General features: G+C 55.8%; 20 protein-coding genes. 8 read left to right on the top strand and 12 right to left on the bottom strand.

All coding sequences use genetic code 11. The annotated features are described in order from the left end of the window. Nucleotides 1-39 precede the first annotated feature (39 nt). A complete protein-coding gene (locus tag FHN83_RS02470) occupies nt 40-1614 on the top strand; it encodes a phosphoethanolamine transferase (protein WP_139563154.1) in 1575 nt (524 codons plus the stop codon). Nucleotides 1615-1635: 21 nt separating this feature from the next. On the opposite strand, the gene FHN83_RS02465 is transcribed toward FHN83_RS02470, so the two are convergent. From FHN83_RS02465 to FHN83_RS02445, 5 genes are all read right to left on the bottom strand, one after another. Next, nucleotides 1636-2352 (bottom strand): ABC transporter ATP-binding protein, encoded by a 717-nt coding sequence (locus FHN83_RS02465; protein WP_139563153.1) that lies wholly within the window; start codon nt 2350-2352, stop codon nt 1636-1638. Further along, nucleotides 2349-3224, bottom strand: coding sequence for an ATP-binding cassette domain-containing protein (locus FHN83_RS02460; RefSeq protein WP_039030875.1), 876 nt, complete (start codon nt 3222-3224; stop codon nt 2349-2351). Before FHN83_RS02460 ends, FHN83_RS02465 begins: the two co-directional genes overlap by 4 nt. Further along, on the bottom strand, nt 3221-4522 hold the full coding sequence (gene livM, locus FHN83_RS02455) for a high-affinity branched-chain amino acid ABC transporter permease LivM (RefSeq protein WP_171029936.1): 1302 nt from the start codon (nt 4520-4522) through the stop codon (nt 3221-3223). The genes FHN83_RS02460 and livM overlap by 4 nt, the downstream gene beginning before the upstream one ends. Nucleotides 4523-4532: 10 nt before the next feature. Further along, complete coding sequence (locus tag FHN83_RS02450; protein ID WP_039030925.1) at nt 4533-5447, bottom strand: ABC transporter permease subunit; 915 nt, start codon at nt 5445-5447, stop codon at nt 4533-4535. A 97-nt stretch (nt 5448-5544) separates the two neighbouring features. Continuing rightward, on the bottom strand, nt 5545-6666 hold the full coding sequence (locus FHN83_RS02445) for a branched-chain amino acid ABC transporter substrate-binding protein (RefSeq protein WP_138369377.1): 1122 nt from the start codon (nt 6664-6666) through the stop codon (nt 5545-5547). Between the two features lie 420 nt (nt 6667-7086). On the opposite strand from FHN83_RS02445, the gene FHN83_RS02440 reads away from it, so the two are divergent. Next, on the top strand, nt 7087-7755 hold the full coding sequence (locus FHN83_RS02440) for a YecA family protein (RefSeq protein ID WP_039030873.1): 669 nt from the start codon (nt 7087-7089) through the stop codon (nt 7753-7755). A gap of 96 nt (nt 7756-7851) precedes the next feature. On the opposite strand, the gene tyrP is transcribed toward FHN83_RS02440, so the two are convergent. From tyrP to yecR, 4 genes are all read right to left on the bottom strand, one after another. Then, nucleotides 7852-9063 (bottom strand): tyrosine transporter TyrP, encoded by a 1212-nt coding sequence (gene tyrP / locus FHN83_RS02435; protein WP_139563152.1) that lies wholly within the window; start codon nt 9061-9063, stop codon nt 7852-7854. 70 nt (nt 9064-9133) lie between these two features. Next, complete coding sequence (locus FHN83_RS28380; RefSeq protein WP_218015342.1) at nt 9134-9325, bottom strand: hypothetical protein; 192 nt, start codon at nt 9323-9325, stop codon at nt 9134-9136. Nucleotides 9326-9362: 37 nt separating this feature from the next. Then, a complete protein-coding gene (gene ftnA, locus FHN83_RS02425) occupies nt 9363-9860 on the bottom strand; it encodes a non-heme ferritin (protein WP_139563151.1) in 498 nt (165 codons plus the stop codon). Nucleotides 9861-10066: 206 nt separating this feature from the next. Beyond that, nucleotides 10067-10408, bottom strand: a complete 342-nt coding sequence (gene yecR, locus FHN83_RS02420; RefSeq protein ID WP_039030870.1) for a YecR family lipoprotein — start codon at nt 10406-10408, stop codon at nt 10067-10069. Nucleotides 10409-10703: 295 nt separating this feature from the next. On the opposite strand from yecR, the gene FHN83_RS02415 reads away from it, so the two are divergent. Then, nucleotides 10704-11342 carry an RpiB/LacA/LacB family sugar-phosphate isomerase gene (locus FHN83_RS02415; protein ID WP_032612023.1) on the top strand — a complete coding sequence of 213 codons (639 nt, stop codon included), beginning with the start codon at nt 10704-10706 and terminating at the stop codon, nt 11340-11342. A 40-nt stretch (nt 11343-11382) separates the two neighbouring features. Here FHN83_RS02415 and FHN83_RS02410 read toward each other — a convergent pair whose 3' ends face one another. Further along, nucleotides 11383-12804, bottom strand: coding sequence for an MFS transporter (locus FHN83_RS02410; protein WP_139563150.1), 1422 nt, complete (start codon nt 12802-12804; stop codon nt 11383-11385). Nucleotides 12805-13016: 212 nt separating this feature from the next. Between FHN83_RS02410 and azuC the strand changes: the two genes are divergently transcribed. Together azuC and FHN83_RS02400 are read left to right on the top strand one after the other, a co-directional pair. After that, complete coding sequence (azuC, locus tag FHN83_RS02405) at nt 13017-13100, top strand: stress response protein AzuC (RefSeq protein WP_098946254.1); 84 nt, start codon at nt 13017-13019, stop codon at nt 13098-13100. A gap of 95 nt (nt 13101-13195) precedes the next feature. Continuing rightward, on the top strand, nt 13196-13447 hold the full coding sequence (locus FHN83_RS02400; protein ID WP_039030868.1) for a DUF2766 family protein: 252 nt from the start codon (nt 13196-13198) through the stop codon (nt 13445-13447). Nucleotides 13448-13526: 79 nt separating this feature from the next. Here FHN83_RS02400 and FHN83_RS02395 read toward each other — a convergent pair whose 3' ends face one another. Next, a complete protein-coding gene (locus tag FHN83_RS02395; protein WP_139563149.1) occupies nt 13527-14870 on the bottom strand; it encodes an anaerobic C4-dicarboxylate transporter in 1344 nt (447 codons plus the stop codon). Between the two features lie 170 nt (nt 14871-15040). Continuing rightward, complete coding sequence (locus FHN83_RS02390) at nt 15041-15544, bottom strand: non-heme ferritin-like protein (protein WP_138369372.1); 504 nt, start codon at nt 15542-15544, stop codon at nt 15041-15043. A 543-nt stretch (nt 15545-16087) separates the two neighbouring features. On the opposite strand from FHN83_RS02390, the gene FHN83_RS02385 reads away from it, so the two are divergent. From FHN83_RS02385 to araG, 3 genes are all read left to right on the top strand, one after another. Then, nucleotides 16088-16645 carry a DJ-1 family glyoxalase III gene (locus FHN83_RS02385; protein WP_139563148.1) on the top strand — a complete coding sequence of 186 codons (558 nt, stop codon included), beginning with the start codon at nt 16088-16090 and terminating at the stop codon, nt 16643-16645. A gap of 315 nt (nt 16646-16960) precedes the next feature. Further along, the gene (gene araF, locus FHN83_RS02380; RefSeq protein ID WP_039030864.1) at nt 16961-17950 is read left to right on the top strand and encodes an arabinose ABC transporter substrate-binding protein AraF; all 990 of its coding nucleotides are present in this window, start codon (nt 16961-16963) and stop codon (nt 17948-17950) included. Nucleotides 17951-18018: 68 nt separating this feature from the next. Next, nucleotides 18019-19533, top strand: coding sequence for an L-arabinose ABC transporter ATP-binding protein AraG (araG, locus tag FHN83_RS02375; protein WP_138369370.1), 1515 nt, complete (start codon nt 18019-18021; stop codon nt 19531-19533). Nucleotides 19534-19535 lie beyond the last annotated feature (2 nt).

Genomic DNA, 19535 nt, shown 5'->3' with positions numbered 1-19535 from the left:
TTAGCGTTTCGCTGCGACAAACTGCGGATTACGATAAATATGAATATAACAGCCAGCAAATATACCCTGTGGATCCGCGATATTACGCTTAATCCCTGGATCGCCTTTTATTATCTGCAATCGGTGCTGATAAACTATTCTTTCGGCTATTCATTCAGCCCAATCTATTCTGTGGCATTTTGCTGCGTGCTGTTAGTACTCTGGCGAATAACTCCCCGCCTGCAGAAAGGGGTTATTGCCCTCTGTAGTCTGCTGGCCGCCCTGTACTTTCCTTTTCAACAAGCCTATGGTGCGCCTAATTTCAATACGCTTTTAGCATTACATTCCACTAATTTTAATGAGTCCGTCGAGATCCTGACGATATTCCCGTGGCACAGCTACCTGGTGTCATTGGTTATTCTGGCATTGGGCGTGATTGCGCTACGGCGTAAAATTATCCCCAGACAGGCTTTGCGCCGTTTAGATATGCTGTATCTGGTTTTCGCCGTTCTCTGTTTCTTTATGACCCCCCTTAAAAACCTGGTGTACTGGGGGCACTTCACTCTGCTGGACGTGGGCTATCCGGTATTCCGCTTCGTGAAGGACGTGGTGATCAACAACCGGGAAGTGGTCACGGAAAAAGCCCATATGCTGGAACTGGCCAAAATGAAGGACAACTGGACCGTGCTGGGGGTAAAGCCCCGCTACCAGAACTACGTGGTGGTGATCGGCGAAAGCGCGCGCCGGGATGCGCTGGGCGCCTTTGGCGGGCAGTGGAATAACACCCCCTTTGCCAGCGCTGTGAAGGGAACGCTCTTTACCAATTTCGTCTCCTCCAGCGCCTCCACGCAAACCTCCCTCGGGCACTCCCTGAGCCGGGTCAGCGGTGATACCCCGGAGTATCAGAACAACTTTGTCACCCTGGCGAATCGCGCCGGATTCCAGACCTGGTGGTTCTCCAATCAGGGGCAGATTGGCGAGTACGATACGGCCATTGCCAGTATTGCGAAGCGGGCCGATGACGTGCAGTTTCTCAGAAAGGGTTACTACGAAGATGAAAACAATCCCCGGGATGAAGCCTTATTGCAGATGACGCAGCAGGTGCTTGCAGCTCCGCGCAAGGAGACCCGGCTGATCGTTTTGCATCTGATGGGCTCCCACCCGCAGGCCTGCGAACGCACCCAGGGTAAATACGTCGAGTTCGTGCAGTCGAAAGAGACCTCATGCTATATCTACAGCATCACCCAGACCGACGCCCTGTTAAAGCAGCTCTATCAGCAGCTGCAGAACACCGGCGAAACTTTCTCGATGGTCTACTTCTCCGATCACGGTCTCACCTATAAAGCCCGCCTGACCGGGGGGCAATATATGGCCCACGGTGATGCTTACCAGCAAAACTATCAGGTACCGTTTATGATCATGTCGAGCGACGATACAGAACACCGGCTGATCAACGCCCGGCGTTCCGCCAATGATTTCCTCGATTTCTTCTCGGCGTGGACCGGGATCCAGACGAAAGAGCTGACGCCGTCCTACCCGTTTGTCTCGGAGCAGGATGCGGGCAAATCCTGGGTGACCAACTTTAAGCTGCAAAAGGTGGACTACGACCAGCTGCCGGACGATCTCCATCCGTAGCGGGTCAGCCCCGCATAACGGTTACACGCCCCCCAGATAGGCTTTTCTGACATCCTGATTGCCCAGCAGCTCTTCGCCGCTGCCGCTCAGGCGGAGCTGCCCGTTGACCATCACATAGCCGCGGTCGGAGAGCTTAAGGGCGTGGTGCGCGTTCTGCTCCACGAGAAAAATCGTCATCCCGTTGCGCGCCAGCTCCCGCAGGGTCTGGAAAATCTGTTTCACCACGATGGGCGCTAACCCCAGGCTCGGCTCATCCAGCAGTAGTAATTTGGGCCGGCTCATCAGGGCACGGGCTATGGCCAGCATCTGCTGCTCGCCGCCGGACATGGTCATCGCCCGCTGCTTGCGCCGCTCCTTCAGGCGAGGAAACAGGTCGAACATCGTCTGCAGATCCTCCGCCGCATACTGATTGCCGATGGGGATGGTGCCCATCAGCAGATTCTCTTCGACGGTCATATCCGGGAAGATGCGCCGTCCTTCCGGGGCCTGGGCAATGCCGCCCGACGCCACATAGTGGGTCGATTTATGGCTGATGTCATCGCCGCAAAAGAGGATCTGCCCGTTACGTACCCGCGGCTGGCCGAAAATCGACATCAGCAACGTCGATTTTCCGGCCCCGTTGGCACCGATCAGCGCCACGGTCTCGCCGGGATGCACCTGAAGGGAGACCTGCTTCAGGGCCTGGATCACCCCGTAGTAAACGTCCACCTGACGAAACTCCAGCATTGCCTCACTCATACGCTGACCTCGCTCTCATCGGTGCCCAGATAGGCGGCAATGACTTTTTCGTCGTGCTGGATCTGCTCCGGTTTCCCCTGGGCAATCACATCCCCGTGGTCGAGCACGATGATGTGATCGGAGATCTCCATCACCATCCCCATATCATGCTCAATCAGAAGCACCGTGATGTCATGGTGATCCCGCAGATAGCGAATGATGTTGCTCAGGGTGTGCGTCTCCACCGGGTTCAGCCCGGCGGCGGGCTCGTCGAGACAGATCATCTCCGGCCCGGTGCACATGGCGCGGGCGATTTCGAGCCGCCGCTGCTGGCCGTAGGACATCTCGCCCGCGAGCCGGTTAGCGCAGTCCACCAGGTCCACCACCTCCAGCCAGTAGAAAGCCCTGTCCAGGGCGTCGCTTTCCGCCTTGCGGTATGCAGGCGTATTCAGCACCCCGGCCAGCAGGTTGCGGTTCACCCGCATATGCTGGGCCACCAGCAGGTTCTCCACCACCGACATCTCGCGGAACAGGCGGATATTCTGGAAGGTACGCGCCAGCCCGGCGCGGTTCACCAGGTGAGTGCCGCCAAACATTTTGTAGAACAACCGCTGGCCGAACTGCGCCGGATTGATCCAGTCCCCCGGCTGGAATTTCTGCCCGAGGACCTGAATAACGTTGGTGGTTTTGCTCCGGGTATTGAACAGAATATTGCCCCCAGAGGCGCGGTAAAAACCGGTCAGGCAGTTGAAGACCGTGGTTTTACCCGCGCCGTTCGGTCCGATCAGGGCGGTGATCGAACCGCGCTGGACCTCAAGATTAACGTCGTTTAACGCTTTGATGCCGCCAAAATGCATCATCAGATGCTCAACGCTTAAGATGGTCCCGTTCATGGCGCCACGCCCTTACGCACCGCAAAGCCGGTGCGGTTGATGCGGATCAGCCCGCGCGGTCGCCAGATCATCATCACCACCATCAGGACGCCAAACAGCAGCACGCGGTACTCGGCAAAGGTACGCAACAGTTCCGGGGTGACGGTCAGGACAAAGGCCGCCAGCACCACCCCGACGGTGGAACCCATCCCGCCCAACACCACGATGGCGAGGATCAGGGCCGACTCAAAGAAGGTGAACGAGGTGGGGTTTACGAATCCCTGATAGGTGGCGAAGAACACCCCGGCAATCCCGGCGGTAGAAGCCCCGAGGGTAAAGGCCGAGAGCTTCACCAGCACATGGTTAAGCCCCATGGAGCGGCAGGCGATCTCGTCTTCGCGCAGGGCTTCCCAGGCGCGACCGATGGGCATCCGCGTCAGGCGGTGCTTGATGTAGAGCACCAGCAGCACCACCAGCAGCAGAATGGCGTAGATAAAGATGAACTTCAGGTTCGGGTTAAACGTCAGGTTGAAGAACTCATGGAACGGCACGCCGCCATCTTTCGCCCGACGACCAAACTCCAGCCCGAACAAGGTGGGGGGCGGGGCGGAGATACCGTTCGGCCCGCCGGTAAAGGTCAGCCAGTTGTTCAGCACCAGGCGGATGATCTCCCCAAAGCCGAGGGTCACAATCGCCAGATAATCGCCGTGCATTCGCAGCACAGGGAAGCCCAGCAAGGCCCCGGCGGCGGCGGCCATCAGCGCCGCCAGCGGCAGCATGGTCCAGAAGCCGAGCCCCAGATACTGATAGCCCAGCGCCAGCCCGTAGGCGCCAATGGCGTAAAAGGCGACATAGCCCAGATCCAACAGCCCCGCGAGCCCGACCACGATGTTCAGCCCGAGCCCGAGCAGGACGTAGATCAACCCGAGGATCGCCACCGTCAGCACGTATTTGGTGGCAACAAACGGGAAGCAGACCGCCAGGGTGACGATCAGCGGCAGGATCCAGCGCATCCGGCTTTTGTACTCCGGCGGGCGGACGTACACCCCCGAGTTATCGTTATCGAAACGCGCCAGCACGCGTCTGCCCGGCGCGGTCATTAAGAAGGCGCTGAGTAAAAAACGCCCGGTCATCACCGTGGCGATGATCCACACCAGCCGCCGCCCTTCGAAGTTAAAGCTGTAGCCATCCAGCACCACGCCCGCCACCGGGCCAAAGATAATCAGCGCGACCATCCCGGCAAAAATGGCATCGAGGATGCAGCGTTTAAGTGAAAACCCGTCGTGCGCCACGGGCTGCGAAACGATCTGTGACGTCATTTTGCTTCCCTCATACTTTGGCCACGACAGGGCGGCCAAGCAGTCCCTGAGGACGGAAAATAAGGATCACCACCAGCAATCCAAAGGAGAACACATCTTTATAATCGGAGTTCACCATCCCGGAGAACTGCGCCTCGGCAATGCCAAGGATAAGTCCCCCTAACATGGCGCCCGGCAGGGAGCCGATCCCCCCGAGCACGGCGGCGGTAAAGGCCTTAATGCCGATGATAAACCCGGCGTAAAAATCAAAGGTGCCGTAGTTCATGGTGATCAGCACCCCCGCCAGTCCGGCCATCGCCGCGCCAATCACAAACACCAGGGAGATGATCCGGTCGGTATTAATACCCAGAATTGACGCCATCTTGCGGTCCTGCTGCACCGCGCGGCACATCCGCCCTAAACGGGTATTGCTGATTATCCAGGTGAGCACCAGCATGCCGGTGAACGAGGCGATAAGAATAAAGACCTTGGTGTAGGTGATCTGCACAAAGCCTTCGCCAATGTGGAAGCGCAGCACGCCGTCCAGCATGGTAGGCACCCCCTGCTGGCGCGGACCCTGGCTGATCTGGGCGTAGTTTTGCAGGATCAGCGACATGCCGATGGCGGAGATCAGCGGGGCCAGACGCGTGGAGTTACGCAGTGGCTTATAGGCGATGCGCTCGATGGTCCAGCCGTACACCCCCGTCACCACGATGGTAAAGACCAGCGTGCCGAGGATCAGCAGCGGGAAAGATTCCAGTCCGAAGAAGGAGAGGAGCGCCAGGCCGATAGCGCAGAGGTAGGCGGAGATCATATACACTTCGCCGTGGGCGAAGTTAATCATGCCGATAATGCCGTATACCATGGTGTAGCCGATGGCTATCAATCCGTAGACGGAGCCCAGCGTTAAGCCATTGATTAACTGCTGCAGAAAGAAAGTTTCCATCATCGCGCGCTCGTGTTTCAGGCCGCGGGGGAGGCGGCCCGTTGGTTATAGTGCGTCGGCATGTCGCCATACCGACGTTGAGCGTGATTCCGTCCGGTTACTGCACTTCCTTATATTTACCTTTGTCGTCCCACTGGTACACCACGTAGTCGGAGACTTTCAGGTCACCTTTGCTGTCCCAGGATTTTTTGCCCATCACGGTATCCACCGAATTGGCCTTCAGCCATTCGCTGGCTTTGGCCGGATCGGCGCCGCCGGCGGCTTTAAAGGCCGCAGCAATGGCCTGGATAGAGGCGTAGGAGTAGAGGGTGTAGCCTTCCGGCTCAAACTTGCTGGCGCGGAACTTCTCGATCACCGCTTTGCCTTCCGGGATCAGGCGTGGATCTTTGCCGAAGGTCATGTAGATGCCGTTGGTGTACTGCGCGCCACCGGCGGCGGTGACCATCTCTTCGTTGACGATGCAGTCTCCGGAGAAGAATTTCGCCTGCACGCCCTGCTCACGCATCTGACGCACCAGCGGACCCGCTTCCGGGTGACAACCGCCGAAGAAGACCACGTCCGGCTTCTGGGCGCCAATTTTGGTCACCAGGGCGTTAAAGTCTTTCTCACCGCGCGACAGCCCTTCGTACATCACGTCCTTAACGCCGCGTTTCGCCAGCGCCGCTTTGGTGGCATCCGCCAGACCCTGGCCGTAGGTATCTTTGTCGTGGATGATCACCACCCGTTTGGCTTTCAGCTTATCAATAATGAAATCGCTGGCGACCTGGCCCTGCTGGTCGTCGCGTCCGCACATGCGGAACATGTCGCTCATGCCGCGCTCGGTGATCTGCGGGTTAGTGGAGCCTGGGGTGATCGCCAGCACGCCCGCGTCGTTATAGACCTCGGAGGCCGGCATGGTGGAGGAGGAGCAAAAGTGGCCGACCACGGCTTTGACTTTATCCTGGTCAACCAGACGGTTGGCAACCGAGACGGCCTGTTTCGGTTCACAGGCGTCATCTCCCTGCACCAGTTTGATCTTCTCGCCATTAATGCCGCCCGCGGCGTTGATGTCTTCCGCAGCCTGCGTTGCGCCGTGCCAGTACTGATCCCCGTACGTTGCGTTCGGCCCGGTAAAGGGACCCGCCACGCCAATCACGATATCAGCCTGGGCGGAAAACGCCGTGACCAGGCAGCCTGCCATTACAAGAGAAAGAGGACTTCTGATGAATTTCAGCGACATTATTATGTACCTTTTCTGAGTGGTTTTTTGCACGAACCCTGTGTAGTCGAACGCCATGAGGCGTACCCAATCCAAAAGCATTGCACTAAACGGACTGCACTATACGGACGACAAACTGCAGAAACAGGCGAGGTTTTCTGACGCATCTCCTCGACAGAACAACGTTAAGCAAAATGGTTGCCAGAACGGGCAGCTATTGCCATGTTTCGACAATTTTCAGTATAGAGCGCCGTTTTAAGCCACCCGGCGGCACGAAGTGAAATTACAGCGGGGATCACATCTCATTAACAACAAAGCACATAAGTTGTGCAACGGTCACGATTTGCGCCATTTTGCACCAGCATAGCCCGCGCAATTAGCAGGGGGAGGCGCGGTTTCTGTGTTACCCTGCACGCAAATCTATTCTGCAGGAGAAGCACCATGACCCAAGGCCCGTTAAACGAAACCGAAATGGAGTGGCTGGAAGAGACCTTAATGACCTACGGTCATGACGACGAGTCCGTTATGGACGTCTCAGAACTCGACGGCATGCTGACCGCGGTACTGTCTGGCCCGATGGTGGTTGAGCCGGATCGCTGGCTGGTGGCGGTATGGGGCGGGGAGAAAAACATTCCGCGCTGGAAGAACGATCGCGAGATGAACCGCTTTATCGATCTCTGCTTCAAGCATATGAACGATATCGCCGAGCGCCTGAGCGACTACCCGGATCAGTTTGAACCGATGTTCGGCATGAACGATGTCGAGGGGCAAACCTATACCGTGGTGGAAGAGTGGTGCTTCGGCTATATGCGCGGCGTGGCGCTGACCGACTGGTCGTCCCTGCCGGAGTCCCTGCGCGCCGATCTGGATCTGATTGCGCTGCACGGTTCCGAAGAGAACTTTGATCGTCTGGATACCTTAACCGAAGAGGAGTTCCAGCAGAGCATTGAGGGCATTCGCCCGGCAGCGCTGCGCCTCTATAACTACTGGATTGCCAACCCGCAAGAGCCGGTCGCTCAGCAGCCGGTGATCAACGGCACCAAAGTAGGGCGTAACGACCCTTGTCCGTGCGGCAGCGGCAAAAAATTCAAGAACTGCTGTCTGCATTAACAGCGCCCATTTCTGCCGGGTGGCGCTTCGCTTACCCGGCCTACAAAACCCTTCGTAGGCCCGCGCAAGCGAAGCGCCGCCGGACATTAATGCGCTTTATCCCACTTCCGGCAACAGACCCGCCGCAATTCCGAACTGCACGAGGATTATCACGATCCCGCAGGCAAAGACCAGACAGAGCGCAGGCTTACCGCCAGGCACCCGGTAGTCGCCGTCAGGGTGGTGTTTACGGCTTTGCCAGACCAGCAGCGATGGCAACAGCAGTGCCAGTACCGCCAGCGCAACCCCCGCATAGCCCAACGCCATCACAAACCCGCGTGGATAGAACAGAGCAAAGGCCAGCGGCGGCAGGAAGGTGATCGCCCCGGTCTGGATGCGTCCGCTCACCGTCCGGCTGCGCTGGAACAGATCTGCCAGATAATCAAACAGACCCAGCGCCACGCCGAGGAAAGAGGTCGCCAGCGCGAGGTCGGCAAACAGATGCACCGCCAGCTCAACGTGCGGCGACGCAACCACTTCACGCAGGGCCTGCAGCAGCCCGTTAAGCCCGCTGTGGCTGGCCAGCATCCCCATAAAGCTCGACGAGTTAATGCTGCCGAGCGTCACCATCTGCCAGAAGATGTAGGCCACCAGCGGAATGGCGCTGCCGGTAATAAAGATCCAGCGCAGCTTACGCACGTTGCCGTTCATATAGCTGACGATGCTCGGCACGCTACCGTGGAAACCAAACGAGGTAAAAATCACCGGGATGGCCGATAGCGCTAACCCTTTCTCCAGCGGCAGCGTCAGTAAGTTGACCTTATGAATGTGCGGCGCAAGCAGCGCCAGCATCACCACGAGGAAAATAATTTTTGCCGAGAACAGGAAGCGGTTAAACAGATCCACCAGCGAGGTGCCGACGCAGACCACGCCCCCGCCAATCAGGGTAAAGAAGATCACGCCAGTAGTAGGGGAGATATCGGCGTTGAACCAGTCGTTGACGCTGGAGGCGATCAGCTCCCCGGCTCCGCTGATATAGGCCGCGGTGAGGGCATACATCAGGAACATCATGCTGAAGCCAGTGATCCACTGGCCGAATCGCCCCAGATAACGCCCGGCCAGCGACCCCAGCCCGGTATCGGCGGGAACGTGCTGATACACCTCAAGCAGCAGCAGGGCGGTATAACACATCAGCGCCCATAGTACGCCCAGTAACACCAGCGTAACGCCAAATCCGACGCCCGCAGCAGCCAGCGGCATCGCCAGCATCCCGGCTCCAATCGTCGTTCCGGCGACGATAAAAATACTACCCAGCGTTCTGTTCTTCACGTTTTCCTCTAAAACCCAACGTCACGACGACAAAATCTGCGGCGCAGAGTAAGGGAAAAGCTCAGGTTCGTCAAACCGACGTTACAATGTCTGTAAAGTTATTTTTACGAGTTAAATCAGGCGCGGCGGCGATGAAGTCCGAACGCGATAACTGCGCCAGCGCAAGGGGAGTGGGGGGAGTGGGTGGCATTTCTGGCAGCGCGGGAAATTTATTCCGCTGGATGCGGGCTTTTCCACCCACGAAAGTAAAATCTGCTGCCATTAATAATAACGCGGCGCCCGATGGCGCCGCATGAATATTAATTTTGTGCGTCGAGCGTCGACAGCTCTTTATCAATAAAGTACAGCCCTTCACCCGATTTACCGGCCAGCGAAAGTTTATCGAGAACGGATTTAAACAGCTTCTCTTCTTCGTGCTGTTCGGCCACATACCACTGCAGGAAATTAAAGGTGCCATAATCCTGGCTGGTCATGGACGCGTGAACCAGTTCATTAATTTTCTGGGTGATCAGCTGCTCGTGCTCGTAGGTGGCGCGGAACAGTTCGTCCAGCGACGCATACTCTGCGAACGGCGAAGCCACCTGATTGATGCGCGGCAGACTGCCGGTATCGGTAAGATAATCAAAGAGACGCTGCATGTGTGTCATCTCTTCCTGGGCGTGGCGACGCATAAATGCCGCAGCGCCTTCAAAACTGTGATAGCTACACCAGGCGCTCATCTGTTGGTAAAGCAGGGAGGAGTAAAGCTCCAGATTCATTTGCTCATTGAGCTTGTCGATCATTTCAGTTTTAAGCATGGTGTAGCTCCGTTTTATTATTAACAGGTCAACGTGAGCGCCACTATAATTTGTTATTTATTTATTTGCAAAAAGTAAAATAAATATTTGAAAAATTATAATACGAATGGGAATAAAACGCATTGCGGCTATTTTAAATATATTAATGAGAATTATTCTGTTTCGTGTTCTGAATATTATTGCCAGCAGAGACGCTGGCAACAGAATTAGTAATAAGCGGAGGTCGTAACGGCAGGGGCGGGGGCATAGCCGTGGCACTGATACTGGATAGTCACGGTTTTATTCAGGCACAGCGAGCCGCTGATCACGCTACAGGTTTCGATCGGCTGACCATAGGCCTGTGCCGTGCTGTATCCCATGGCCTGACATTCGCGGGTTGCCGTGCCACTTGTTACGTAAGCATCATCATAAGAGGTCTGGAACAGTGGCTGACCATAATCGAGCCTGACGACCCCCGAGTTGACATCGACGCTGCTGACTTCAGCCTTGCGGGTGATGCCGCAACCAGCCAGCAACAGCACCAGTCCGACCGTGCATAATCTCTTCATAGAACACTCTGAATGCGTTGAAATAACCTATACTAGCGCCAGACGCGCAGCGCAATGCCAGGAATAACCGCCTGTTCTGTCCCTTCTCTTTGCCACGAGCCTCCGTTTCCTTCAATCCTGTGTCATACGGTTCTGAGCCGACGGTGAAAACCCTTACGATCGCAAAATTGTGAGCGCATCTTTGTTTTTTGAAACTATTTTTCACTTAATTTGAAAGTGTGTTTGCTTAGTAGTAAGGTTGGTCAGGTAAGCTATTCACAGCGGGATGCCCCGCATCGCATTCAGGAGACGAAGAATGAAAATTGCACTGATGATGGAAAACAGCCAGGCGCCAAAAAACGCCATCATCCTCAAGGAATTGAACGCCGTTGCTGAAGAGAAAGGTTTCCCGGTTTATAACGTTGGGATGAGCGACGAAAACGATCACCACCTGACCTACATTCACCTGGGGATCATGGCGAGCATCCTGCTGAATTCAAAAGCAGTTGATTTCGTGGTGACCGGTTGCGGTACCGGCCAGGGCGCGCTGATGTCCCTGAACATCCACCCGGGCGTGGTGTGTGGTTACTGCATCGATCCGGCTGACGCCTTCCTGTTTGCGCAGATCAACAACGGTAACGCACTTTCCCTGCCATTCGCGAAAGGCTTCGGCTGGGGCGCTGAGCTGAACGTGCGCTTTATCTTTGAAAAAGCCTTCACCGGCCGTAATGGCGAAGGTTATCCGCCAGAGCGTAAAGAGCCTCAGGTTCGTAACGCGGGCATCCTGAACCAGGTTAAAGCGGCGGTGGTGAAAGAGAACTATCTCGACACCCTGCGCGCTATCGATCCGGAGCTGGTTAAAACGGCAGTGACCGGTCAGCGTTTCCAGCAGTGCTTCTTTGAGAACTGCCAGGACAAAGAGATCGAAGCCTTTGTTCGCGGCATTATCGGCTAAGTTGCCAACATCAGTTAAAGCCAGCTTGCGCTGGCTTTTTTTATGCCTGTTTTCGGGATACCGCGCTGCCGGCATCTTTCACCAGCCGCAGCGTATCCACCATCCCCAGCAGACAGACCAGCGCAATGGCGACAAACGCCAGCCGGAAGCTGATCCCCGGTAGAGATTCCATCCCCAGCAATTCACTAAACAGCTCGCCGATGCGGATCCCGATAGCACCGAGCGTAATCCCCAGCCCGACCGCCAGCTGCGTCGCGGTGGAGAACAGCGTGTTTGCATAGCTCATCTGCGGCGAAGGCACGTCGGCGAAGGCGAGGGTGCTGATGGCGGTAAACTGAATGGAACGGAACACGCCCCCCAGGTAGAGGATCAGCATGATGACCCACACCGGGGTTTGCGGCGTCAGGAAGGCGCAGGCCAGCAGAGCCAGCACGTTCAGCGCGCCGTTAATCAGCAGCAGCTTTTTGAACCCCAGCCCGCGCAGCAGCGGCGTGGTGGCGGGTTTAATGGTCAGGTTGCCGACGAACACCGCCAGCACCAGTAAACCGGAGTGGAACGCGTCCATGCCGAATCCCACCTGAAAGAGCAGCGGCAGCAAAAACGGCACGGCGCTGATGGAGGCACGAAACAGCGAGCCACCAAACATCGTCACGCGAAACGTGGGCACCTGCAGGGCATCGAGGCGGATCATCGGCCACTCGGCGCGTCTGAAATGGCGCAGGGCATAGATCATGGTCACCATCCCGATCGCCAGCAGCGCGAGGGTAACCGTCGTATTCACCTGCTCCGCCCCCATCATCTCCATGGCATACACCAGGCTCACCATGGCAACCGAGGTGGCGATAAAGCCGGGCGTATCGAACGGGCGGCGCGTCTCTTCATAGATATCCGGGATGATGCGCAGCGCAAGCACAATAGCAATCAGCCCCAGGGGGACGTTAATAAAGAAGATCCAGCGCCAGTTGGCGTAGCTGGTAATAAAGCCGCCCAGCGGCGGGCCGATGATGGGCGCCACCAGCGCGGGCCAGGTGAGGGTGGCGATGGCGGTAATCAACAGATGTTTTGGCGTGGTGCGCAGCACGGCGAGGCGACCAACCGGCACCATCAGCGCGCCGCCCATCCCCTGCAGCACGCGCATGGCGACGAACTGATCGACGCTGGTGGCGAGACCGCAGAGCACCGAGGCGAGGGTAAAGATGGCCAGGGCAAGGGTGAAGACCTTGCGGGCACCAAAGCGGTCGGCGATCCAGCCGCTGGCCGGAATCAGCACCGCCAGGGTGATGAGATAGGCGCTGATGCCGATATTGAGATCCACCGCCTGCACGCCAAAGCTCTTCGCCATGTCGGGCAGCGCCGTGGCGATCACCGTACCATCCAGGAACTCCATAAAGAATGCGCCGGCCACTAACAGCGCAGCGGGGGAGATCCCGCTTGCCGCTTTGCCGGAGAGTTTTTCGCTCATTTTTCCTCTGCCACTTAAACTTTTTTTTAAAAATTTACAGGAACAAGTTCTCTGCTAACGCCATGAATTCTTTTTATTTTTAATCGGAACGCTGTTTTGCTTTAAATAAACTGCCGTGATGAATATCACAAAAAGATTGATTTTTGTGACGCAGGTCACATTATAAGCGCATCAACAATAACACCTGCATAACATTTAGCCGGAGCATAATGATGAAATTGCGCAAAATCCTGAAAAGCATGTTCGAATCCTACTGCAAGACCTTCAAGGACGTACCGCCAGGCGCGATGTTCTGATAAAAAAACCTGCTTCGGCAGGTTTTTTTGTGCCTGTACGCCGCATCAGCGCTGACGTTTTGCTACTATGGCGGCCTTTCAAACAGGAGAAGCCTATGTCTCAAAACCTCAGTGCCGATCAGGAGCTGATCTCTGACGTCGTTGCATGCCAGCTGGTCATCAAACAAATCCTCGATGTGATTGAAATCATCGCCCCCGCAGAGGTGCGCGAAAAGATGTCGAGCCAGCTGAAAAACATCGATTTCGCCAGCAATCCTGCATCGGCCGACCCCGTCACGCTACGCGCCGTACAGAAAGCCATCGCGCTGATTGAGCTGAAGTTCACGCCGCAGGGCGAATCTCACTAAAATAAACCGACGTTTTGAATTTAGAAATGGTTTTGTGAAAATAATGAGAACGGGCGACGAGCGTCGCCCGGCATGACAGTTACATAAAGGTCTGTACCAGCAGATAGCTCATCGCACAGGCACAGCTTACCCCGATAAGCCCCGGCAAAATAAAGCTGTGGTTGATAATGAACCTGCCGATGCGCGTGGTGCCCGAGCGGTCAAAGCCAATGCAGGCAAGATCGCTGGGGTAGGTGGGCAGCACAAAATAGCCGTATGACGCCGGGAAGAAAGCGATCAGCATTTTCGGCTCAATCCCCAGCATTAATCCCATTGGTGCCACCGCCGTCAATGCAGCCGCCTGGCTGTTGACCAGTTTCGACACCAGGAACAGCACTATCGCATAGGTCCACGGGTGACTTTTCACCACCCCTTCCAGGGCAATCTTCAGCTCCTCCAGATGCGCCTGGAAAAAGGTGTCGCTCATCCACGCCACGCCAAATACCGAGAAGATCGCCACCATCCCGGCCTTAAATACCGCCCCGTTTGAGATGGACGCGGCATTGACCTTGCAGACCATCAGCATCACGGCCCCGGCAATCAGCATCATCATCTGGATCACCAGGTTCATCGACAGCGCCGTCATTTTGCCTTTGACCTCAAAGGCCGGACGCAGCTCGGGCAGGGCACCCAGCAGCACCACCACGGCGATACCGGCAAAGAAGATCCAGGTTGACCAGTACGCCTGCTTCGGGAAACGCTCATTCATTAACGTCTCGGTGCTGCCGTAGATGAATTTACGCTGCTCGGGGTCCCGCAACCGGGCCTGAAACTCCTCGTCGTCGGCCAGATCTTTGCCGCGGCGCAAACTCCAGAGGGCGGCAATCGCCACGCCGAACAGCGAGGCCGGAACGGAGATGGCAAGGATTTCCAGAATGCCAAACGCGTGACCAATCCCGTGCTGCGCGGCCAGGATAGATACCAGCGACACCACGGCGACCGAGACCGGCGAGGCGGTGATGGCCATCTGTGAGGCAATAGATGCCACCGCCATAGGCCGCTCCGGGCGGATACCTTTTTTCAGCGCGATATCGGCAATAATCGGGAACATGGTATAGACCACATGGCCGGTGCCGCACAGGAAGGTCAGCATCCAGGTGGTGAACGGGGCGAGCAGGGTGATGTGTTGTGGATGCCGCCGCAGCAGACGTTCGGCGCACTGCATCATCACGTTCAGCCCGCCGGCAGTTTGTAGCGTGGCCGCACAGCCGATAACCGCAAGGATCGTCAGCATCACATCCACCGGCGGTTTACCGGGCTGCAGACCAAAGACAAAAGTGAGAATAAAAAGGCCAATGCCGCTTATCAGGCCCAGCCCCATGCCACCAAACCGGGTGCCGATTAGCAGGCACAAAATAATGACCAGAAACTCAACGGTAATCATGCGTATCCCTCGTGTAAGAATGCAAAATTTTGCAAATCATTACACGAAGAAGGGTTATTCGATGGGAGCCAGATCTGATTTGTTAAAATTCAGAAAAAGCAAAGAGTTGGCAACGTTTTTTTAACGAAAATACCCGGCGCAGAGCCGGGTATTAAGCAGGATACGCAGGATTAGTGATGCTGGTAGTTTACAACGTTAAGCAGGTGACGATCGGTCTGCTCAAGGCCCATGCCGGTGCGGCGCGCCTGGCGAACTTCTTCGAGGATGGTTTTCAGTAATACGCCATCCTGCAGCTGATCTTTTTCAATGTCATTCAGGAAGTTGAGCGTGGAGATGTCCTGCATTTTCCGCGCTTCATCGGTTAACTGATGAAGCGTCTGGCAGCGTTGCTCGTACTCTTCGAGGGTGCGCTGGAAAACGGCTTCCAGGCAGGTGCAATATTCATCCGACATATCCACTGGCTTCAGAACCGGCATCGCGCCAGATTGTTTCAGAAAATCAAAAACGCGCATCATCTGCGTGACGTTGCTCTGCGCCTGGGTCCGCAGGAAGGTTGCGGAACCATTTAGCTTATGTTCTGAACACCAGTCGCTGAGATGCAAGTAGAGGTTTGATGCGTGAAACTCAAGGTTCATCTGTGTGTTGAGCTTGTTAATCATATCCGAGACTGCCATAACCATTCCCTTATCTTCGTTTATGTAACCTGGTAAATCATCAGCGTTAATGATAGTTCACCACAGAATAAAGTTATTCTGTTCTCCGTGTATGTGATCCGATATTCATTTCTGGCACCGGCTGAATTCATAATATCAGCCGTGCGCTTATAAGAAAATCCTTATAAATATATCCTTACTAAACCTTACCTTTCATCAGGAAATTAAAATAGTTTAAGAGAATGACATGACCAACCGGATGGTAAAAATAATGAAATACTTGAAATTTATGTATTTATTGCTAATTAACCCTATGTGGTTATTCACATTATTTGGGGATTTATTTGATTATTCGCAGAATTGTGCCTAGCAGACATATGAACCTTAATTAACATGCGTGAGATGGGATAATTCTGATGATTAATTTCTTTTTACAACTGCTGAAAATTGCGCGAGATCATTTTCGCAGGAAATAGTGCGTAATGTGATCCAGCAAGGAGTTTAACGCTCTGCTCTCTGTGAAAATGAAACGTTGTTTTATGTTTTTATCAAATGGAGTTCATCATGGCAAAAGTTGCGGTGCTGCTGGCACCCGGATTTGAAGAGGCGGAAGCGATTATCACCATTGATATCCTGCGCCGTCTCCACATTGAGGTAGAAACCCTGGCCTGCGCCGAGTCGCGCGCGGTAGTGAGCTACCATGATATCCCGATGGTCGCGGACAGCACCCTCAGTGAAAACATCGACAGCTACTATGACGCCGTCGTGTTACCGGGCGGGCCGCAGGGCAGCGTGAATCTGGCCGCCAGTGCCGACGTGGTGCGTTTTGTTGCGGCCCATGACGAAGCGGGCAAACTCATCGCCCCCATCTGCTCCGCAGCTGCACGCGTGCTGGGCGGAAATGGCCTGCTGAAAGGCCGTCGCTACGTCTGCTCGGGCGACCTCTGGCAGGATATCCATGACGGCGAGTACGTTGATGCTCCGGTGGTGGAAGATGGCAACCTCATCAGCGGCAAAGGCCTGGGCCATGCCTTCGACTTCGCGCTGACCCTCTCTGCACGCCTGCTGGGCGATGAAACCCCGGTGCGCGATCACGCCGAACACATCTATTATCCCTGGTAAAAGAACGCCGGGCGCCAGCGCGCCCGGATCACAAGGATATCTTAGCTAATCTTATGGACTAATCTGCTTTCACCCTTTCTAATTGTCCGACAAATACCCGCATAGTTATGTCATTTTTCGCTGAATGTATGTACGCAATTACTGTAATTCTGCGGTGTGATGGCGCTCTCTTATGGATGATTAATTTCCCGCTAAAACTATCTCAAGCAAACGCGCTTCCTGCATGTCTGGCGCTAATGCCTTGTTTTAAGTCCGATTAAACCAATTTGAGTTGTTTTTCCCCTACAAATTAGAACGCTAAAGCTGGAGTTAACCATGCACAAATTTACTAAAGCGCTGGCGGCCATCGGTCTGGCTGCCGTTATGTCACAATCCGCTATGGCGGAGAACTTAAAGCTCGGTTTTCTGGTGAAGCAACCGGAAGAGCCGTGGTTCCAGACGGAGTGGAAATTTGCCGATAAAGCCGGGAAGGATTTGGGCTTTGAAGTGATCAAAATTGCCGTGCCGGACGGTGAAAAAACGCTGAACGCCATCGACAGCCTGGCAGCCAGCGGCGCGAAAGGGTTTGTCATCTGTACTCCGGACCCAAAACTGGGCTCCGCCATCGTGGCGAAAGCGCGCGGCTATGACATGAAAGTCATCGCGGTGGACGATCAGTTCGTCAACGCCAAAGGCGCGCCGATGGATACCGTCCCGCTGGTGATGATGGCGGCGACCAAAATCGGCGAGCGTCAGGGCCAGGAACTGTATAAAGAGATGCAAAAACGCGGCTGGGACGTGAAAGATACTGCGGTGATGGCGATCACCGCCGACGAACTGGATACCGCGCGTCGTCGTACCACTGGCTCGATGGATGCCCTGAAAGCGGCCGGCTTCCCGGAAAAACAGATCTACAAAGTGCCAACCAAATCTAACGACATCCCGGGCGCCTTCGACGCAGCTAACTCCATGCTGGTGCAGCACTCTGAAGTGAAACACTGGCTGGTCGTCGGGATGAACGACAACACCGTGCTGGGCGGCGTGCGCGCCACCGAAGGCCAGGGCTTCAAAGCCGCTGACGTTATCGGTATCGGCATCAACGGCGTGGATGCGGTGAGCGAACTGTCTAAAGCCCAGGCCACCGGTTTCTACGGTTCCCTGCTGCCAAGCCCGGACGTACACGGCTATAAATCCAGCGAAATGCTCTACAACTGGGTCACCAAAGGTGCCGAGCCTGCGAAATTCACCGAAGTGACCGACGTGGTGCTGATCACCCGTGACAACTTCAAAGCAGAGCTGGAGAAAAAAGGACTGGGCGGTAAGTAACTTACTGTGATTGTGCCCCCCGCAGTCGCGGGGGGCCAGACGTTCACTACTCGATCCTCGGAGACGTTATGCAACAGTCTGCACCCTATCTCTCTTTTCGTGGCATCGGCAAAACCTTTCCCGGTGTCAACGCGCTGACCGACATCAGCTTTGACTGCTACGCCGGTCAGGTTCATGCCCTGATGGGGGAGAACGGCGCCGGAAAATCCACGCTGCTGAAGATCCTCAGCGGCAACTACGCCCCCACCACGGGCACCCTGGCGTTGCAGGGCAAAGAGGTGGCCTTCGCGGATACCACCGCCGCGCTGAACGCCGGTGTCGCCATCATCTACCAGGAGCTGCATCTGGTGCCGGAGATGACCGTGGCGGAAAACATCTATCTTGGGCAGCTTCCCCATAAAGGCGGGTTCGTTAACCGGTCGCTGCTCAACTATGAAGCCGGTCTGCAGCTCAAGCACCTTGGGCTCGATATTGACCCGCAGACCCCGCTCAAATACCTCTCCATCGGCCAGTGGCAGATGGTGGAAATTGCCAAAGCGCTGGCGCGCAATGCCAAAGTCATTGCCTTTGATGAACCGACCAGTTCGCTGTCGGCGCGTGAAATCGAGAACCTGTTCCGCGTGATCCGCGAGCTGCGTAAAGAGGGGCGCATCATTCTGTACGTGTCGCACCGTATGGAAGAGATCTTCGCCCTTAGCGACGCGATCACCGTCTTTAAAGATGGCCGTTATGTTCGCACCTTCACCGATATGCAGCAGGTCAACCATGACCAGCTGGTGCAGGCGATGGTGGGACGCGAGCTGGGTGATATCTATCACTGGGAGCCGCGCCAGTACGGCGGCGAGCTGCTGCGCCTCGACGAGGTGAAAGCCCCGGGCGTGCGCACGCCGATCAGCCTCACCGTGCGCAGCGGTGAAATCGTCGGCCTGTTCGGGCTGGTGGGGGCAGGGCGCAGCGAGCTGATGAAAGGGCTGTTTGGCGGCACCCGCATCACCGGAGGACGGGTGTTTATCGACGGCGAGCCTGTCGACATTCAGAAACCGGCCCACGCCATTCGCGCCGGGATGATGCTCTGCCCGGAGGACCGTAAAGCCGAAGGGATCATTCCGGTGCACTCGGTGCGGGACAACATCAATATTTCGGCCCGCCGCAAGACCATTCGCGCCGGATGTCTGATTAACGACACATGGGAGGTCAGCAATGCCGATCACCACATCCGTTCCCTCAATATCAAAACGCCGGGGGCGGAACAGCTGATCATGAACCTCTCCGGCGGTAACCAGCAGAAAGCCATACTTGGCCGCTGGCTGTCGGAAGAGATGAAAGTGATCCTGCTTGATGAACCCACCCGCGGTATCGACGTGGGGGCCAAGCACGAAATCTATAACGTGATTTATGCCCTGGCAAAACGTGGCGTGGCGGTGCTCTTCGCCTCCAGCGATCTGCCGGAAGTGCTGGGCGTGGCCGACCGTATCGTGGTGATGCGTGAAGGGGCCATTGCCGGTGAACTACTACATGAACAGGCGAATGAACAGCAGGCGTTAAGCCTCGCCATGCCTAAAGTCAGCCAGGCTGTCGCCTGAGT

The sequence above is a fragment of the Leclercia adecarboxylata genome (assembly GCF_006171285.1).
GTDB classification, from domain to species: domain Bacteria; phylum Pseudomonadota; class Gammaproteobacteria; order Enterobacterales; family Enterobacteriaceae; genus Enterobacter; species Enterobacter barmai.
Note: the sequence above shows the minus strand (reverse complement) of the source record. Positions and strands in the feature narration are given on the sequence as shown.

Bases quoted from the DNA above. Each gene is read 5' to 3' on its own strand.
- FHN83_RS02470 (WP_139563154.1), top strand. From the start codon at position 40: ATGAATATAACAGCCAGCAAATATACCCTGTGGATCCGCGATATTACG.
- FHN83_RS02465 (WP_139563153.1), bottom strand. From the start codon at position 2,352: ATGAGTGAGGCAATGCTGGAGTTTCGTCAGGTGGACGTTTACTACGGG.
- FHN83_RS02460 (WP_039030875.1), bottom strand. From the start codon at position 3,224: ATGAACGGGACCATCTTAAGCGTTGAGCATCTGATGATGCATTTTGGC.
- livM (WP_171029936.1), bottom strand. From the start codon at position 4,522: ATGACGTCACAGATCGTTTCGCAGCCCGTGGCGCACGACGGGTTTTCA.
- FHN83_RS02450 (WP_039030925.1), bottom strand. From the start codon at position 5,447: ATGGAAACTTTCTTTCTGCAGCAGTTAATCAATGGCTTAACGCTGGGC.
- FHN83_RS02445 (WP_138369377.1), bottom strand. From the start codon at position 6,666: ATGTCGCTGAAATTCATCAGAAGTCCTCTTTCTCTTGTAATGGCAGGC.
- FHN83_RS02440 (WP_039030873.1), top strand. From the start codon at position 7,087: ATGACCCAAGGCCCGTTAAACGAAACCGAAATGGAGTGGCTGGAAGAG.
- FHN83_RS28380 (WP_218015342.1), bottom strand. From the start codon at position 9,325: ATGGCAGCAGATTTTACTTTCGTGGGTGGAAAAGCCCGCATCCAGCGG.
- ftnA (WP_139563151.1), bottom strand. From the start codon at position 9,860: ATGCTTAAAACTGAAATGATCGACAAGCTCAATGAGCAAATGAATCTG.
- yecR (WP_039030870.1), bottom strand. From the start codon at position 10,408: ATGAAGAGATTATGCACGGTCGGACTGGTGCTGTTGCTGGCTGGTTGC.
- FHN83_RS02415 (WP_032612023.1), top strand. From the start codon at position 10,704: ATGAAAATTGCACTGATGATGGAAAACAGCCAGGCGCCAAAAAACGCC.
- FHN83_RS02410 (WP_139563150.1), bottom strand. From the start codon at position 12,804: ATGAGCGAAAAACTCTCCGGCAAAGCGGCAAGCGGGATCTCCCCCGCT.
- azuC (WP_098946254.1), top strand. From the start codon at position 13,017: ATGAAATTGCGCAAAATCCTGAAAAGCATGTTCGAATCCTACTGCAAG.
- FHN83_RS02400 (WP_039030868.1), top strand. From the start codon at position 13,196: ATGTCTCAAAACCTCAGTGCCGATCAGGAGCTGATCTCTGACGTCGTT.
- FHN83_RS02395 (WP_139563149.1), bottom strand. From the start codon at position 14,870: ATGATTACCGTTGAGTTTCTGGTCATTATTTTGTGCCTGCTAATCGGC.
- FHN83_RS02390 (WP_138369372.1), bottom strand. From the start codon at position 15,544: ATGGCAGTCTCGGATATGATTAACAAGCTCAACACACAGATGAACCTT.
- FHN83_RS02385 (WP_139563148.1), top strand. From the start codon at position 16,088: ATGGCAAAAGTTGCGGTGCTGCTGGCACCCGGATTTGAAGAGGCGGAA.
- araF (WP_039030864.1), top strand. From the start codon at position 16,961: ATGCACAAATTTACTAAAGCGCTGGCGGCCATCGGTCTGGCTGCCGTT.
- araG (WP_138369370.1), top strand. From the start codon at position 18,019: ATGCAACAGTCTGCACCCTATCTCTCTTTTCGTGGCATCGGCAAAACC.